Raw genomic sequence first — 16,764 nt, 5'->3', positions numbered from 1 at the left:
CTATTGTCGTGCTTTTGGGCTCGGCGGTTCGCCCAAGCGAACGTCGAGCGTGTCTGCCACGCGGCGTGCGGTTTGCAGCATCTGGATGGTCAGTGGCGCCAGCAGTCGCAGGCCGCCACCCTTGCCGGTGCGCAGCCGGTGCGATTCGTCCAGGCGCGTCCACACCGCAAAAAAATGTTCGATAAAGCGCAGCATCAGTGCGAGCTGCAGGGCAAACCGGTCTGCCCGTATGCCGAAGCGTTGCAGGGGCGTCAGCAGCCGTTCCAGCACGTCTTGGAGTTCGCCGCTGCGGGTGGTCAGCGTTAGTGCGATGCTCAGCAGCGAGGCCCCCGCCATGCGCAGCACGCTCACTATGCCCACTATCGGTTGTCCCAAAATCGCATGGAATACCAGCACCAATGTGGCGGCGATGAGCAGCGCACGCAGCAATCTCTGCCCTTGGGCCATGGCTTTACCCAGCGAGAGGTACAGACACAGGCAAAGTGCACATGCCAACCCCAGCACTCCAGGCGACTGAATCCAGAAAATGCCCGTGCTCAAGACCACCAGCAGGCCCAACTTCCAGCCGGCGGGCACGGCGTGCAGCCAGGTGCGGTGTTCGCTGTAAAGGCTGCCCATGATTCAGCGCGTCACGGCAGTGCGGGCGGCAATCCGTGCGGCTACATCCGCGCGGTATTGCGCGCACACCGCTTCGGCGTCGCCATCGGCACGCACCCTACCAGAGTCCAGCCAGATGACGCGATCAAAGTCGCGCAAATGCTCCAGCACGTGGGTGGAGACGATGATCTGCTGTGATGCCCGCGCCATGTCGTCATGCAGCAGCGCCTGGCCCGGCAGGTCCAGGCTGGCAAAGGGTTCGTCCAGCAGGATCAATGCGGGTTGGCACAGCAGGATCGCTAGCCAGCAGACATGCTGGCGCTGCCCCTGGCTCAGGCTGCTGATGGCGCGTTCGGCCCAGGCTTCCAGACCGCGGGTGGCAAGGAAAGCGCGGGCTCGGGTGATGGCGTCGCGCCGCGGCAAGCCGGTGGCCGTCAGACCCAGCGCCAGCTCTTCTTGCACCGTGGGAAAGACGATCTGGTCGTCCGGGTTCTGGAACATCATGCCCACGAGATTGGGCCGCTGGGCGTTGATGCGGAATGCTTGCAAGCCCTGCACGGTGACGCTGCCACTTTGCGGCGCTTCCAGTCCGCAGGCCATGCGGAACAGGCTGCTTTTACCGGCGCCGTTGTCGCCGATGAGCCCGATGCGGGGCTCATTCAGTTGCAGGGTCAGGCCGTCGAACACCGGGGTGATTCCCCGCGTCAGGACGGCGTTGGAGATGCTTAGCAAAACGGGCGCCTCTTAAGTGCTCCGGATGGGTGCTCCGGGAAAAGCCTGCCACTATAACAATGCCTCTACCCAGGCCCTCCGGGGTGGCTTGCGGGTTCGCGGTTTAATACGAAGCTTCGCGTTTGAAACTCTGAGTACGCCCCATGAACACTCCCTCCCGCGTCAAGATCATCGACGTCGGCCCGCGCGACGGGCTGCAAAACGAAAAGCAACCCGTGCCTGCCGCCATCAAGGTCGAGCTGGTGCACCGCCTGCAGGATGCCGGCCTCAAGGAAATTGAAGTCACTAGTTTTGTTTCTCCGAAGTGGGTGCCGCAAATGGGCGACAACGCCGAGGTAATGGCGGGTGTGCAACGCCGCGATGGCGTGCGTTACTCAGTGCTCACGCCCAACATGAAGGGCTATGAAGCTGCGGTGTTGTCCCGACCCGACGAAATCGTGGTGTTTGGCGCTGCGAGCGAAGCTTTCAGCCAGAAAAACATCAACTGCTCGATCGAGGAGAGCATTGAGCGCTTCCGCCCGGTGGCCCAGGCCGCCAAAGAAGCCGGCATCGCAGTGCGGGGCGCCATCTCCTGCGCGGTGGGTTGCCCCTATGAGGGCGACATCGCTCCCGAACGTGTGGCGCAGGTAGCCCAACTGATGCGGGATATCGGCGTGGAGCACGTGGGCGTGGCCGACACCATTGGCGTGGGTACCCCGGTCAAGGTGCAGCGCGCCTTGGAAGCCACATTGCAGTACTACAGCGTGGACCAGGTTTCCGGCCACTTTCACGACACCTATGGCATGGCGCTGGCCAACACGCTGGCGTCGCTGGAACTGGGTATCTGGCACTTTGATACCTCGGTGGCCGGATTGGGCGGTTGCCCCTATGCCAAGGGCGCCACCGGCAATGTGGCTTCTGAGGACGTGGTGTACATGTTGCACGGCATGGGTATAGAAACCGGCATCGACCTCGACAAGCTGATTGACGCGGGCAAATTCATCAGCGATTTTCTGGGCCGCAAGCCGCATTCGCGTGCGGCCAATGCGCTGCTTACCAAGCGTCTGGGCTAACTACAAAGTATGTGTGGAGCTGAATTGACTGAATTACCTGAAGGCGTGCAGCGCGTAGCGGCTGCATTGCGAGAAAAAAATCATCCCCATGGCCCTGTGATGTTGGATGGTGCTGCGCGCACCGCTCAGCAGGCCGCAGACGCGCTGGGCGTGGCGGTGGGCCAGATTGCCAAGAGCATCATCTTCAAGCGGGTTGCTGATGAGGCGGCTGTGCTGGTCGTGACCTCTGGTGACCGTCGTGTGGACGAAGCCAAGGTGGCCGCGCTGGTGGGGCCGCTGGCGCGTGCAAATGCAGCGTTTGTGAAGGAGCGCACCGGCTTTTCCATTGGCGGGGTGAGCCCGGTGGCGCATGCCATGCCCGGTGTCACCTTGATTGACCGCGAGCTATTCCGCTTTGAACAAGTGTGGGCCGCAGCCGGCCACCCGCATGGGGTGTTCCAGTTGCACCCGCAGGATTTGGTAGCGCTGACAGGGGCACCGGTGGCTGATGTGGTGGAAGTGCCGGAGGAAGAAAACGTGCTGGATACCCTGGCACGTGAAAATGCTATCAAAACGCTAGCTGCTCGCGCAGTATCGGTGGGCGCCATGGCCGAAAATATTCCTAGCCCCTGTGTGAATGTGTGCCGCATGGACACGGGCAGTGGCTTGTGCGAAGGGTGCTTTCGCACCATCGAAGACATTCGCGAATGGGGCCGCAGTGACGATACCGCCAAGAAGGTGATGTGGGGCCAGATCACCGAGCGTCTGCGCCAGACGCACCCGGAAGCCTTTGTTTAAGCCGACCCAACACGCGCAAGCCTGACAAACCACCCGCACCCGGAGCCCGCATGAAGCAAATCACGTTTTATCTGGATTTCATTTCTCCCTACGCTTACCTCGCGTTTGAGGAGTTGCCAGTAGCGCTTATGGGGCTGAGCTACAGCGTTCGCTACAAGCCCGTGTTTCTGGGCGGCTTGCTCAAGCACAACGCGGTGCTGGGCCCGGCTGAGGTGCCGCCCAAGCGCAACTGGATTTACCGTCATGTGCAGTGGTTGGCGCAGCGGCAAGGTGTGGAACTGGCTTTTCCCGCCATGCATCCTTTCAATCCGCTGGGTTTGCTGCGGCTGGCCATTGCCACACAGGCACAGGGCTTGCCCAATCGCTATGTGTGCGAGACCTTGTTTAAACATGTGTGGACAGGTGGTGCCGATGCGGCGGATGCCGCGCGGCTTCAGGCCGTGACCGCACAGTTGGCTCCCGGGCGCGAACCGGGTGACGACAGCGTGAAAGCGCAGCTCAAAGCCCATAGTGATGAGGCGATTGCGCAGGGTGTATTCGGCGTGCCCAGTTTCGAAGTGGACGGCAAAGTATTCTGGGGATTGGATGCCTTGCCGATGTTGCGCGCCTACCTTGAAGGCGACGCCTGGTTTGCTGACAACGACGCTGACAAACGCTGGAATGCCGTGCAAGCCATTCCCTCGGGTATACCCTCGCGCACTGCCTGATTTGCCGTTATGTGAAAAGCCCCTGCAGGGTTAAGCCCTATTTTGTCAGAGGGGCGTCAGTTTCGCGCAAGCCAGCGTTGGTTTGGCGTCAGAGCAGGGTCAGTGGGTACTCCAAGAATACGTCCAAGCCCTCATGTCGAGGGCTGAACATAATGATTGGAGAGACAACATGGCAAACGCAGCCCCACGGCCGATGTCTGCGGAAGAGAAGAAAGTTATCTTCGCTTCCTCACTCGGCACTGTTTTCGAGTGGTACGACTTTTACCTGTACGGTTCTTTGGCAGCCATCATTGCCAAGCAGTTCTTCAGCGGTCTGGACGAAGGTTCTGCCTTCATTTTTGCGCTGTTGGCGTTTGCCGCCGGCTTCATCGTGCGTCCTTTCGGCGCGCTGGTGTTCGGCCGCTTGGGCGATATGATCGGCCGCAAGTACACCTTCCTGGTGACCATCCTGATCATGGGCTTGTCCACTTTCATCGTGGGCGTCCTGCCTAACTACGCCTCTATCGGCGTGGCTGCTCCCGTTATCCTGATCGGCCTGCGTTTGCTGCAAGGCTTGGCTTTGGGCGGTGAGTACGGTGGTGCTGCTACCTACGTGGCTGAGCACGCTCCTCAGGGCAAGCGTGGTGCTTACACCGCTTGGATCCAGACCACAGCGACACTGGGCTTGTTCCTGTCCCTGATGGTGATTTTGGGTACACGTACCGCTATCGGTGAAGATGCCTTCGCGGATTGGGGCTGGCGCGTTCCGTTCCTCGTGTCCATTCTTCTCTTGGGCATTTCTGTCTACATTCGTTTGAGCATGAACGAATCCCCCGCTTTCACCAAAATGAAGGCAGAGGGCAAAACTTCCAAGGCACCTCTGTCTGAATCTTTCGGCCAGTGGAAAAACCTGAAGATCGTGATCTTGGCCCTGATCGGTTTGACTGCCGGTCAAGCGGTGATCTGGTACTCCGGCCAGTTCTATGCCTTGTTCTTCCTGACCCAGGCGCTGAAGGTGGACGGTCCTACCGCCAACATCATGGTGGCGATCTCCCTGATCATCGGCACACCGTTCTTCATCGTGTTCGGTTCGCTGTCTGACAAGATCGGCCGCAAGCCCATCATCTTGGCCGGCTGCTTGTTGGGCGCCCTGACTTACTTCCCCGTGTTTGAAGCGCTGACCAAAGCAGCTAACCCTGATTTGTACGCCGCACAACAGACCGCCAAGGTGACTGTGACTGCTGACCCCGCAGAGTGCTCGTTCCAGTTCAACCCCACTGGTACCAAGAAGTTCACTTCCAGCTGCGACATTGCCAAGCAGCGTCTGGCCGGTGCTTCCGTGTCTTATGAGAACGTGGCGGCTCCTGCCGGTACACCAGCTGTCATCAAGGTCGGCGAGACTGTGGTCAATGTGAAGTACAGCCCTGAAGACGTTGCTGCGGCCAAAGCCAAAGCCGAAGCCAAGCTGGCTGAGCTGTCTGCTGCCAACCCCGTGGACGAAAAAGCCGTGGCTGCTGCCAAGAAGTCTGTGGCTGACCTGAGCAACGAGAAGACCGCCGCCGGTACCCTGTTGGGCTCCAACCTGGGCGCTGCTTTGAAGGCTGCCGGCTACCCCGCCAAGGCTGACATGGCCAAGTTCGACAAGGTCAAGGTTGTGGTGATCCTCACCTACCTGGTGTTGTTGGTGACCATGGTGTACGGTCCTATTGCCGCCATGTTGGTGGAAATGTTCCCGACCCGCATCCGTTACACCTCCATGAGCTTGCCCTACCACATCGGTAACGGCTGGTTCGGTGGCTTGTTGCCAACTACTGCCTTCGCTATCGTTGCGCAGACCGGTAACATGTACAACGGCTTGTGGTACCCCATCATCATTGCGGGTGCAACCGTGGTGATCGGTGGCTTGTTCATCAAGGAAACCAAAGACGTTGACATCTACGCCAACGACTGATTTTTGCGAGTGAAGTGAGTTAACGCCCCGGTCTCCAAGCCGGGGCAATTTTCAGGCTCTCCGCTCCGGAGAGCTTTTTTTTTGAAGGAAGTGGTATGTGGAAAATTGCTGTGGGTTTTGCGTTGTTTGCCGGCCTGGCTTTGTACATCCTGAGCAAGGGTGGAGATATTGATATGAGTGGTGAGAAGCACGGCGCTGACGCGACGCACAGTGAAGCTCCTGCTGCCACGGTCTCTGCACCTGCAGCTGCACCTGCTGCGCCTGCTGCCAGCGAAGCCAAATAAGCGTCTCCCGGATAGGGTAAACGAGGGGGCCTGATGGCCCCTTTCGTTCGAGTGGAGCAGACCTGCAGTCCTAAAATGCCACTCATGAAATTCACAAAAACGGAAGCTGGACAAAAAGCGTTCAAAGAGCGGTCGCCCCTGTTTTCGGCCCGCCAACGCTCTGCGTTCATTCTGTTTGACGGCCAAAAGACGGCGGAACAGGTGCTGACAGCCACGGCCGGTATGGGCATGACCCAAGCCGATGTGGATTACATGGTGGAGCAGGGCTTTTTGGCGCCCGGTGCCGGTCAGGTGAGCGCGCCGGCACCTGTGGCCGCTGTAGCGTCTGCAGATGCCGTAGAACTGGCTGAAGAGACAGCCAGCCCTGCGCAGCCGGTGAGTGACCGCACACCCCAGGAACGCTACAGCGACGCCAAACCCATTGCCACCAAGCTCACCGCCGGCCTTGGGTTGCGGGGATTCATGCTGAACTTGTCTGTAGAGTCCGCTGCCGGTTTCGACGACCTTCTGGCCCTTTTGCCCAAGATCCAGGACGCCGTGGGCACCAAAGCCTGCCGCGAATTGGAGCGCGCACTGAAGGGCTGAACCCCTCGCTTTCGCCGCATTGCGTGAAGCCCGGGACGGCCCGGCGCAAAATTGCCCACATAGGCACCCATCCTTGCGCTGGCTGCCTAGAATGTCTCTCCCCACCGCAGAGAGCATTCACCATGACCCAGGGCACCATCCGCATTCGCGGGGCGCGACAGCACAATCTCAAGAACCTCGATCTGGACATCCGCACGGGTGAGCTGACCGTGGTTACCGGCCCCAGCGGTTCAGGAAAGTCCAGCCTGGTGTTCGACACGCTGTACGCCGAGGGTCAGCGCCGCTACGTGGAAACCTTCAGTGCCTATGCGCGCCAATTTCTGGATCGCATGGACAAGCCGGCTGTCGACAAGGTGGAGGGCGTGCCACCTGCGATTGCGATTGACCAGACCAATCCGGTGCGTTCAAGCCGCTCCACCGTGGGCACGATGACGGAGCTCAACGACCACCTCAAGCTCCTGTTTTCCCGTGCGGGCAGCCTGTTTGACAAAGACACTGCGTTGCCCGTGCAGCACGACACCCCCGAGACGATTTACACCACGCTGCTGCAGCGCGCCGCGGCCGAAGGCAACCCCCGATTGGTGCTGACCTTTCCTGTAGAGCTGCCGGGCAACGCCACCCCTGACGAAGTAACCCAGTGGCTGAGCGCCAGCGGCTTCACCCGTGTGCAGGCTGAGCGGGAGGTATCTACCGTCAATGGCGTGCGCAAAGTGCTGGACGTAGTGGCGGACCGCTTCCGCATCGACGGTGTGGAAAAAGCACGCGTTCTGGAGGCTATTGAGACCTCCCTCAAGCGCGGCAGCGGGCGATTGAACGCTTATGTGCTGAAAGAGTCCATAGCGCCCGTGGATAGTACGCGAGCAGCTCCTGAAATAATAGCAAACGCAGCGCCTGAGATCTGGCGCTTTTCGACCGGCCTGCACTGCCCTCAGAGCGATATCCGCTACACCGACCCGATTGCGTCGATGTTCAGCTTCAATTCGGCGGTGGGCGCTTGCGACGCCTGCCGCGGCTTCGGGCGCGTGGTCGGGGTGGACTATGGGTTGGTCATCCCCAATGACAAACTCACCCTACGCGCCGGCGCAGTCAAGCCCATGCAGACGCCGGCTTGGCAAGAGTGCCAGGACGACCTGATGCGCCACGCCGAGGCCAGCGGTATCCCGCGTGACACGCCTTGGTACAAGCTGACTGCAGAACAAAAGCACTGGGTACTCAAGGGCTCACCGAACTGGAACGGCAAGTGGAACCAACACTGGTTCGGGGTGGACCGCTTCTTTGAGTACCTGGAGACCAAGGCTTACAAGATGCACATCCGTGTGCTCTTGTCCAAGTACCGCAGTTACACGACTTGCCCGACCTGCAATGGCTCGCGCTTGAAGACCGAGAGCCTGCTTTGGCGCATAGGCACCAAGGACCAGGCTTACATGGCGCTGGACCCGGCCAAGCGTTTCATGCCCAAGGGCGTGAAGTGGTCTCGTGAGCAACTGGAAGCGCTGCCCGGCTTGTCGCTACACGATTTGATGCTGATGCCATTGGATCGTTTGAAGCGGTTTTTTGATGCCTTGCAGGCGGATTTGGGAATCTTTGGGGGGGCGGAGCCCGGCGTGCTGGCAGGGGCCTCATCAACTCGCTTTGCGAGTAGCAAATCGGCCCCTTCCAGCACACCGGACTCCGCTTCCCGCTCAGAGGATGTCGCGCCGAATACAGTGTCTGCAGCCACCTCGGAGAAAACCGTCAGCGCACCTACCGCCTCCGAGGCAGAGCACAAAACCCTCAAGCTGCTGTTCGAAGAGGTGGGTACCCGCCTCAAATACCTGTGCGATGTGGGCATTGGCTACCTGACGCTGGACCGGCAGAGCCGTACCCTCAGTGGCGGCGAAGTGCAGCGTATCAACCTCACGACCGCGTTGGGTACCTCGCTGGTCAACACGCTGTTTGTGCTGGACGAGCCCAGCATCGGCCTGCACCCGCGCGACATGAACCGCATCATCGTGGCCATGCAGCGCTTGCGCGATGCAGGCAATACCCTGGTGGTGGTGGAGCATGACCCGGCCGTGATGCTGGCGGCTGACCGCATGATTGACATGGGACCAGGTCCGGGTGAGAAGGGCGGTCAGATCGTATTTGACGGCACCACCGAGGCCCTCAAGGGCGCAGACACCATGACCGGCGCCTACCTGGGCGGCCGCAAGCAGGTGGGCATGGGCTTCAAGCGCATGGTCGCACCCAACAACCCGCGCCTGATTCTGGAGGGCGTGACCGAGCACAACCTCAAAAATGTCTCGGTGGAAATTCCGCTGCAGCGTTTGGTCTGCGTGACCGGTGTGTCCGGCTCCGGTAAGTCCACGCTGATTCAGGATGTGCTGGCCCCCGCCTTGTTGCGCCACTTCGGAAAAGCGACCGAAACACCGGGCGCCCACACCAGCCTGCTGGGTGCGGAGCAGCTCAGCGACATGGTGTTTGTGGACCAGTCGCCCATTGGTAAAACGGCGCGATCCAACCCGGTGAGCTACGTCGGCGCGTGGGACGCGATCCGCGAATTGTTCGCGGGCGCCGCCTTGTCCAGGGAACGCAGCTACACCGCCGCCAAGTTCAGCTTCAACAGCGGCGATGGTCGTTGCCCTACCTGCGGTGGCTCGGGCTTTGAGCACGTGGAAATGCAGTTCCTGAGTGACGTGTATTTGCGCTGCCCGGACTGCGATGGCAAGCGTTACCGTCCCGAAATTCTGGAAGTGACGATTGAGCGCAAGGGCCGCCATGTGAATGTGGCCGATGTGCTGGAACTCACAGTGAGCGAAGCGGCGGACCTCTTCAGTGCGGACCGCGAAGTCATCCGCGTGCTGCAACCCATCGTGGATGTGGGGTTGGAATATGTGAAGCTGGGCCAACCGGTGCCCACGCTGTCGGGTGGTGAAGCGCAACGTCTCAAACTCGCAGGCTTTCTGGCCGAAGCAGCCAAGAGCTCCAGTGCGAGCAAGCAGTTGCTGGCGCGCAAGGGCTCGCTGTTCATGCTGGACGAGCCGACCACCGGTCTGCACTTTGAAGACATCGCCAAGCTGATGCGCGCTTTGCGCAAGTTGCTGGACGCCGGGCATTCGCTGGTGGTGATTGAGCACAACCTCGATGTGATTCGTGCCTCTGACTGGTTGATTGATCTGGGGCCCGAGGGCGGGGATGCGGGCGGGCAGGTGGTGGCGTATGGCACGCCGGAGGACCTGTTGTTGCATGCCACGTCGCACACGGGTAAGGCGTTGCGGGAATACGCGGCTGCGATGGGAGTGGTGCATGAGGTGGCGGAGTCTTCGGCTACGTTTACTTCTGTTGCTGCGGCGGACGGGCTCACGCCGGGCGCCTCATACGCTCGCGCTGCGAGCTCGAAATCGGCTTTCGGCGCGAGCCCATCCGCCTCCGGTGCCGGGGTGGTCGACACGTCGAATTCCATTCGTATCGTCAATGCGAAGGAGCACAACCTCAAGTCTTTGTCGGTGGATATTCCGCGCGGCAAGTTCAGCGTGGTCACTGGCGTGTCCGGGTCTGGCAAATCGACCTTGGCTTTTGATATTTTGTTCAACGAAGGCCAGCGACGTTACCTCGAGTCCTTGAATGCCTATGCGCGCTCCATCGTGCAGCCTGCCGGCCGCCCCGAGGTTGATGCGGTGTATGGCATCCCGCCCACGGTGGCGATCGAGCAGCGCCTCTCGCGCGGCGGGCGCAAGTCCACGGTGGGCACCACTACCGAGGTGTGGCACTTCTTGCGCCTGTTGTACGTGAAGCTGGGCACCCAGCATTGCTACAAAGACGGTGCGGCCGTGGAGCCGCAGTCCGCAGACAGCATTGCGGCCCAGTTGCTCAAGAACTACCGCGGCCAGCACATCGGCCTGTTGGCACCACTGGTGCAGGGGCGCAAGGGCGTGTACACCGAGCTGGCCGATTGGGCGCGACCCAAGGGTTTCACGCACCTGCGGGTGGACGGCAACTTTTTGCCCACCAGCGGTTTCCCGCGGATTGACCGTTTCAAGGAACACAACATTGAGCTGCCCGTGGCCAGCCTGGACGTGACCCCTGCCAACGAGTCCGCGCTGCGCACCGCGCTGGCGGACGCGCTCACCCACGGCAAGGGCGTGGTCTATGTGCTCAGCGACATTGGCAGCTTGCGTGAGGTGATGGCGGCCGGTGAGTCGGCTGCTGGTGTGGGCAAGGTGCAGGTGTTTTCTACCAAGCGCGCATGCCCGGTGTGCGCGACTTCGTATGCGGAGCTGGACCCGCGTTTGTTCTCGTACAACAGCAAACACGGCTGGTGCCCCGACTGCGTAGGCACGGGCGTGGCGCTCACCAAAGAGCAGCGCAAGGTGTTTGACGACTCGGTCAAGGACGATGACAACAAGGGCCGCGAGCAGACCTTTGCCGAAGCCGACATCGAAGACCTGCACGACAAGGCCTGCCCCACCTGCAGTGGCACGCGTTTGAATGCCACTGCGCGCAACGTGAAGTTTGCAGGTGTGGGTATCACCGACATTGCACGCCTTTCCGTGACCGATGTGCGGCAGTGGGTGCAGACCTTGCAAGTGGCCGGCGGCATGACCACCCGCGAAGGCGACATCTCCCGCGATCTGGTGCCTGAGATCCGCAGCCGCCTCGAGTTCTTGGAAGAAGTGGGCCTGGGCTACCTCACGCTGGACCGGGGTGCGCCCACGCTCAGTGGCGGCGAGGCGCAACGAATCCGCCTCGCAGCCCAGCTGGGTAGCAACCTGCAAGGCGTGTGCTACGTACTCGACGAGCCGACCATCGGTCTGCATGCCCGCGATAACAAGATTCTGCTAGGCGCCTTGCAGAGCTTGAGTGACAAGGGCAACACGCTGGTCGTGGTGGAACACGACGAAGACACCATCCGCCATGCGGACCACATCATCGACATTGGGCCAAGTGCCGGCAAACGCGGTGGGCGCTTGGTGGCGCAGGGGTCGATTGCCGATGTGCAGAACGCTCCTGAGTCTCAGACCGGGCGGTATCTCTTACATTCCATGAAGCATCCCTTGGCTGTGCGGCGAGGAATGGTTTCGTTTAGTGAGACATTGGCGCTGGACGCGGCGGAGGCGCTTGCGCCGGGCGCCTCATACGCTCGCGATGCGAGCTCGAAATCGGCTTCCGGCGTAAGCACCTCCACCGCGGGTGCCGGTAAGCCTGCGAAAAAGCTCAGTGCCAAAGCACAGAAAGCAGCAGTGGAGGCGGCGCGCATTCTGGACAGCGCAGCCGCCAATACGGAGCTAGCAGAACGCACCAAAGTTGCCGCCGAATACGCCGCTCTGGCGGACCGTCGCACCGCCCAAATGTCCGTCGCAGCCAAGGGTAGCCCGGCAGCGGGTGACGATTTGGAGCTCGCGCAGCGAGCGTATGAGGAGCCCGGTGCCGGGCTACCCATGGCGGGTTCAGCAACTACAGCCGCAACGTACAAACCCAAAATCGACTGGCTCACCGTCCACAACGCCACCATGCACAACCTGCAAGGCGTGACCGCCCATGTCCCGCTTAAACGCCTGGTGGCGATCACCGGCGTCAGCGGTTCCGGCAAATCCACCCTAGCGCGCGACGTGTTGCTGGCCAACGTGCAAACCGCCGTGCAAAAGCGCAGCACCAAAGCCGGTCGCGATGCCTTGGAGGCCGGTGAAAAAATCGACTGGCTCGGCTGCGAAGGCGTGACCGGCTATGAATCCATAGACCGCGTCCTCGAAGTGGACCAAACCCCCATCGGCAAAACACCACGCTCCTGCCCGGCGACCTATATCGGCTTCTGGGACACCATTCGCAAACTGTTTGCCGACACGCTGGAAGCTAAGGCGCGCGGCTATGCGTCCAACCGCTTCAGCTTCAACACCGGCGAAGGCCGCTGCCCCAGCTGCGAAGGGCAGGGCATGCGCACCATCGGCATGAGCTTCTTGCCGGACGTGAAAGTGGTCTGCGAAACCTGCAAGGGCGCGCGCTTCAACCCCGAAACACTGGCCGTTACCTGGCGAGGCAAAAACATCGGCGACGTGCTGCAGATGGAAGTCGATGAAGCGGTCGATTTCTTCGCAGCCATGCCCGTCATCGCGCATCCGCTACAGCTGCTCAAAGACGTGGGCCTGGGCTACCTGACCTTGGGCCAGCCCTCACCCACACTGAGTGGCGGCGAGGCACAGCGCATCAAGCTGGTCACCGAACTCAGCAAGGTGCGCGACGACGTGGGCAAGCGCGGCAACAAGGTGCCGCACACGCTCTACGTGCTGGACGAGCCTACTGTTGGCCTCCACATGGCCGATGTGGAAAAGCTCATCCATGTACTGCACCGCCTGGTCAACGGCGGCCACAGCGTGGTGGTCATTGAGCACGACCTCGATGTGATCGCTGAAGCCGATTGGGTGCTGGACCTTGGCCCCGAAGGTGGCAACGGCGGTGGCCGCGTGGTGGCGGCCACTACGCCGGAAGACGTGGTCAAGTTAGGTACCCACACGGGCGTGGCGCTGGCGGGGGTATTGTCGCGGGTTTGAGGCGATCGCGACGTGATCACTAACGGCGGATTCGACCGACTTCGATGCCGTGTTGCTTTGCCCGGTACAGCAGGGTGGCCCGGGTAATGCCCAGTTGCCGGGCGGCAGCGGCGATGTTGCCTGCGCTGCGGCGGAGTGCGGCGGCAATCCATTCCTGTTCGGCGCCGCCCAGGGTCTGGCCCGGAGTGAGACTGACGTGGGATGAGGAGGACTCTGTGCCGCCCACCAAGCGGCCGCCTGCATCGCCCGCAGCTGAAGCGGGGAGGGAGAGTACGCCTTCGCTCAGCTCCTCGCCGCCCCGGAACAGCTGGTGCACATCGATCAGCTCGCCGTCGTTGACCATGATCACCGCGCGCTCGATTAGGTTTTGCAGCTCCCGGATATTGCCGGGGAAACCGTAGTTGAACAGGGCTTTCACTGCCCGCTGGCTGAAGCCGGGTACCTCGCGCTGGTAGCGCTCACGGTAGTGGTTCAGGAAGTGCTGCATCAGCAGCGGAATGTCGTCGCGCCGTTCGCGTAGCGGCGGCAGGTGGATCGGGAACACATTGAGCCGGTAAAACAGGTCTTCACGGAAGCTGCCTTTGCGAACGGCCTCGCGCAGGTGTTCGTTGGTCGCGGCCACCACACGCACGTTGACCTTTACCGTTTTGGTCCCGCCGACCCTCTCGATCTCGCCTTCTTGCAAGGCCCGCAGAAGTTTGCCTTGGGCTACCAGGCTAAGCGTGCCGATTTCGTCCAGAAACAAGGTGCCACCGTCGGCACGCTCAAAGCGCCCTGGGCGGGAGGCGCCCGCCCCGGTGAACGCGCCGCGCTCTACGCCGAAAAGTTCGGACTCGATCAGTGTCTCCGGAATGGCCGCGCAGTTGATAGCCACAAAAGGTCTGGCCGCCCGGTCGCTGTTGCGGTGCAGGCTGCGCGCAAACATCTCTTTGCCCACGCCGGATTCCCCGGTGAACAATACGGTAGCCGGTGTAGGGGCAACACGGCGCACCATATGAAAAGCCGCATTGAAGGCAGAAGACGCGCCGACCAGAGTCGGGTCCTGGCCACTGGTGGGAGTGTGTTCGCCCAGCGCTTCTGCAGTCGCAGCTACAGGCTCTGCATTCGGGCCCCGGTCACCCAGCTGGAGGTGGCGCAAGTCTTCCTGCGGGTCTTCCCATAGTTCCACTGAGCGTCCGATCACGCGACATTGCGCGTCGCCCGCAGAACGGCACGCCACTTCACGGAACAGGATCAAGCGGCCGAACAGCGTGCTCACATAGCCGGTGGCATAGCCGGTCTGCATCCAGCAGGCGGGTGAACCGCCCACACCATAGACGGCAATGTGCTCGTCGTCTTCGCTGGAGTTGTGCCAGATGAATTCCCCCTGGTACTCGCCGCTGGCGGCGTCAAAGCGCACCCGCACTACTTCCACTTTGACTTGGCCCTCCAAGGCGTGTAGCCGGGTACCTGCCATGGCGGCTACTGACGGCTCGGCATCCGGCCACTGGCGCCTTATCAGCTCTGCATCGCGCGCCCCACCCATGTAGCCCATGCGGGTCAAAAGGCCGCGGGCCTTGTCCAGGCCCATGCTTTCGATCAGTTCCCGGCGCAAGCTTCCCATGGCTTCGGCGTGCATCAGCACCATGCGTTGGTCCTGCAACCAGATGCGTCCGTCACCCGGCGAAAAGAACAGACATTCGCTCAGGTCGGCCAGGGTCGGATGGCTGATGCCGTCGACCTGGTGAAGCTCGAACCCCTGTTGGCCGGGAAAGCGGGCATTCACCGGCGGGGTCGACGGCGAGACGCCGGTGACCTGCATGAGTTGCGCCAGAGATATGCGGTTGCCAGGCATAAATGCACCAAATATGAATGTATCGATTCAATTTTGGCAGTCAAAAATGAATCTAGACATTCATATTTACCCTCGAGAACGGCAGTTCCGGAGTCTTGAAAGCCGCTCAGGGTTTGTCCGGAGTTTTCACTCGGAGAGTCCCCCTTCCCGTGCCCTTCTCGGGCGTGTTGCGGCGGGGCCTTGGTATGCCCATTGCGAAGCAGTGCACATGGCACGGTCCGTCCGGCCACCCAACCTCAACCACAAGGAGATAGACATGGGCGTAGCACAACACATCAATTGGGTCGATACGGCATGCTGGAACGGCACAGCCTTTGACGGCGGATGGCACACACGACTGGCCGACAGCCAGGACGTGCTGGAGCCCGCAACCGGTAAGCCACTGTGGAGTGTCGGCGTGGCCAGTGCCGCCAACATGACTGCGAGCATCGCACGGGCGCATGCGACCCATGCAGCATGGGCAGACGTGCCCCCTCGTGACCGCGCTGCCATCCTGCTGAAGGCCGCCGCCCTTTTTGAACTCCACTTCGATGAACTGGCCTTGCTGATTGCCCGTGAGACCGGCGGCATCATTGCCAAGGGCCAGCACGAGGTCCGCGAGGCGGTGGTGTTGTGCCGCCTCGCTGCGGCTATGCCGATGCAGTCGCAAGGCCAGGTGTTGCCGAGCACGCCGGGGCGCCTGTCCATAGCGCGCCGGGTTCCACACGGCGTGGTGGGCGTGATTTCCCCGTTCAACTTTCCCCTGATTTTGAGCCTGCGCTCTGTGGCTCCAGCGCTGGCGCTGGGCAATGCGGTAGTCCTGAAACCGGACGTGCGCACACCGGCCAGCGGCGGCTTTATTCTCGCGAAGGTGTTTGAGGAAGCCGGGCTTCCGCCTGGCGTCTTGCAGGTGCTGCCCGGCAATGCCGAGGTCGGAGAAGCCTTGGTCACTGACCCCCGCGTGCCCATGATCGCCTTCACAGGTTCGCCCGCAGTGGGGCGCCGCATCGGCGAGTTGGCCGGCAAGCATCTCAAAAAGGTGTCCCTGGAATTGGGTGGTGCGAACAACCTCATCATTCTGGAAGATGCAGACCTTGATGCCGCGGCCAGTGCCGCCGCGTTCGGTGCCTGGTTCCACCAGGGCCAGATCTGCATGGCCAGCAACCGTGTGCTGGTGCACAGCGCCATCGCCGAAGGCCTGAAGGCACGGCTCGTTGGCAAGGCCAACCACCTGCCGGTGGGCGATGGAGCCAGCGGCCAGGTCGCACTCGGGCCGATGATTGATGCCAAACAGTTGGCACGTTTTGACGCCGTGGTGCAAGAAACCGTCCGCCAGGGCGCCAAGCTGGAAGCCGGCGGCACCTTTGACGGCCTTTGCTACAAACCCACGGTGCTGTCCGGGGTGAAGCCGGGTATGCGCAGTTTTGATGACGAGCCCTTCGGGCCGCTGGTCAACCTCGTCACTTTTAACTCCGATGAAGAAGCCATCGCATTGGCCAATACCAGCCAGGGCGGGCTGTCGGCCGCGGTCATCAGCCGTGATGTCGGTCGTGCCATGGCCATTGGTGAGCGCATCAACGCCGGCATGGTCCACATCAACGACCAGACCGTGAACGACGACTGCACCAACCCCTTCGGCGGCCCAGGCTTGGGCGGCAACGGCAGCGCGGTCGGTGGCCCTGCCGATATCGATGAATACACACGTTGGAAGTGGATCACTGTCAAAGCCTCGGTGCCGCAGTTCCCCTTCTGACCCACTGATT

The 16,764-nt window shown here is 61.5% G+C and carries 11 protein-coding genes; 8 read left to right on the top strand and 3 right to left on the bottom strand.

Translation table 11 applies throughout. From position 1 onward, the window contains the following. Together ACOAP0_RS06340 and ACOAP0_RS06335 are read right to left on the bottom strand one after the other, a co-directional pair. Entirely contained in the window at window positions 1-618 is a 618-nt protein-coding gene (locus tag ACOAP0_RS06340; protein ID WP_481872522.1) for an energy-coupling factor transporter transmembrane component T family protein, read from the bottom strand. Between the two features lie 3 nt (window positions 619-621). After that, window positions 622-1,329: an energy-coupling factor ABC transporter ATP-binding protein gene (locus ACOAP0_RS06335; RefSeq protein ID WP_498375117.1), complete on the bottom strand. Its 708-nt coding sequence runs from the start codon at window positions 1,327-1,329 to the stop codon at window positions 622-624. 143 nt (window positions 1,330-1,472) lie between these two features. Here ACOAP0_RS06335 and ACOAP0_RS06330 point away from each other — a divergent pair, with 143 nt between their 5' ends. From ACOAP0_RS06330 to uvrA, 7 genes are all read left to right on the top strand, one after another. After that, entirely contained in the window at window positions 1,473-2,381 is a 909-nt protein-coding gene (locus ACOAP0_RS06330; protein ID WP_498375118.1) for a hydroxymethylglutaryl-CoA lyase, read from the top strand. Window positions 2,382-2,405: 24 nt separating this feature from the next. Beyond that, window positions 2,406-3,158 (top strand): YbaK/EbsC family protein, encoded by a 753-nt coding sequence (locus ACOAP0_RS06325; protein ID WP_498375119.1) that lies wholly within the window; start codon window positions 2,406-2,408, stop codon window positions 3,156-3,158. A gap of 50 nt (window positions 3,159-3,208) precedes the next feature. Beyond that, window positions 3,209-3,865 carry a 2-hydroxychromene-2-carboxylate isomerase gene (locus tag ACOAP0_RS06320; protein ID WP_087495151.1) on the top strand — a complete coding sequence of 219 codons (657 nt, stop codon included), beginning with the start codon at window positions 3,209-3,211 and terminating at the stop codon, window positions 3,863-3,865. A gap of 193 nt (window positions 3,866-4,058) precedes the next feature. Then, a complete protein-coding gene (locus ACOAP0_RS06315; protein ID WP_498376085.1) occupies window positions 4,059-5,795 on the top strand; it encodes an MFS transporter in 1,737 nt (578 codons plus the stop codon). 95 nt (window positions 5,796-5,890) lie between these two features. Continuing rightward, window positions 5,891-6,079 carry a hypothetical protein gene (locus tag ACOAP0_RS06310; protein ID WP_481872527.1) on the top strand — a complete coding sequence of 63 codons (189 nt, stop codon included), beginning with the start codon at window positions 5,891-5,893 and terminating at the stop codon, window positions 6,077-6,079. An 84-nt stretch (window positions 6,080-6,163) separates the two neighbouring features. Further along, window positions 6,164-6,664 carry a hypothetical protein gene (locus ACOAP0_RS06305; protein WP_498375121.1) on the top strand — a complete coding sequence of 167 codons (501 nt, stop codon included), beginning with the start codon at window positions 6,164-6,166 and terminating at the stop codon, window positions 6,662-6,664. Between the two features lie 122 nt (window positions 6,665-6,786). Beyond that, window positions 6,787-13,188, top strand: coding sequence for an excinuclease ABC subunit UvrA (gene uvrA / locus ACOAP0_RS06300; RefSeq protein ID WP_498375122.1), 6,402 nt, complete (start codon window positions 6,787-6,789; stop codon window positions 13,186-13,188). Between the two features lie 19 nt (window positions 13,189-13,207). Here the strand turns inward: uvrA and ACOAP0_RS06295 are convergent, their stop codons facing one another. After that, on the bottom strand, window positions 13,208-15,022 hold the full coding sequence (locus ACOAP0_RS06295; RefSeq protein WP_498375123.1) for a sigma 54-interacting transcriptional regulator: 1,815 nt from the start codon (window positions 15,020-15,022) through the stop codon (window positions 13,208-13,210). A gap of 256 nt (window positions 15,023-15,278) precedes the next feature. Between ACOAP0_RS06295 and ACOAP0_RS06290 the strand changes: the two genes are divergently transcribed. Beyond that, window positions 15,279-16,754 (top strand): benzaldehyde dehydrogenase, encoded by a 1,476-nt coding sequence (locus tag ACOAP0_RS06290; RefSeq protein WP_498376086.1) that lies wholly within the window; start codon window positions 15,279-15,281, stop codon window positions 16,752-16,754. Window positions 16,755-16,764 lie beyond the last annotated feature (10 nt).

This window comes from Curvibacter sp. Hmag1.1, assembly GCF_059769165.1.
Note: the sequence above shows the minus strand (reverse complement) of the source record. Positions and strands in the feature narration are given on the sequence as shown.

Coding starts and splice junctions, on each gene's coding strand:
- ACOAP0_RS06305 (WP_498375121.1), top strand. CDS start 6,164: ATGAAATTCACAAAAACGGAAGCTGGACAAAAAGCGTTCAAAGAGCGG.
- ACOAP0_RS06340 (WP_481872522.1), bottom strand. CDS start 618: ATGGGCAGCCTTTACAGCGAACACCGCACCTGGCTGCACGCCGTGCCC.
- ACOAP0_RS06310 (WP_481872527.1), top strand. CDS start 5,891: ATGTGGAAAATTGCTGTGGGTTTTGCGTTGTTTGCCGGCCTGGCTTTG.
- uvrA (WP_498375122.1), top strand. CDS start 6,787: ATGACCCAGGGCACCATCCGCATTCGCGGGGCGCGACAGCACAATCTC.
- ACOAP0_RS06315 (WP_498376085.1), top strand. CDS start 4,059: ATGTCTGCGGAAGAGAAGAAAGTTATCTTCGCTTCCTCACTCGGCACT.
- ACOAP0_RS06290 (WP_498376086.1), top strand. CDS start 15,279: ATGGGCGTAGCACAACACATCAATTGGGTCGATACGGCATGCTGGAAC.
- ACOAP0_RS06330 (WP_498375118.1), top strand. CDS start 1,473: ATGAACACTCCCTCCCGCGTCAAGATCATCGACGTCGGCCCGCGCGAC.
- ACOAP0_RS06295 (WP_498375123.1), bottom strand. CDS start 15,022: ATGCCTGGCAACCGCATATCTCTGGCGCAACTCATGCAGGTCACCGGC.
- ACOAP0_RS06320 (WP_087495151.1), top strand. CDS start 3,209: ATGAAGCAAATCACGTTTTATCTGGATTTCATTTCTCCCTACGCTTAC.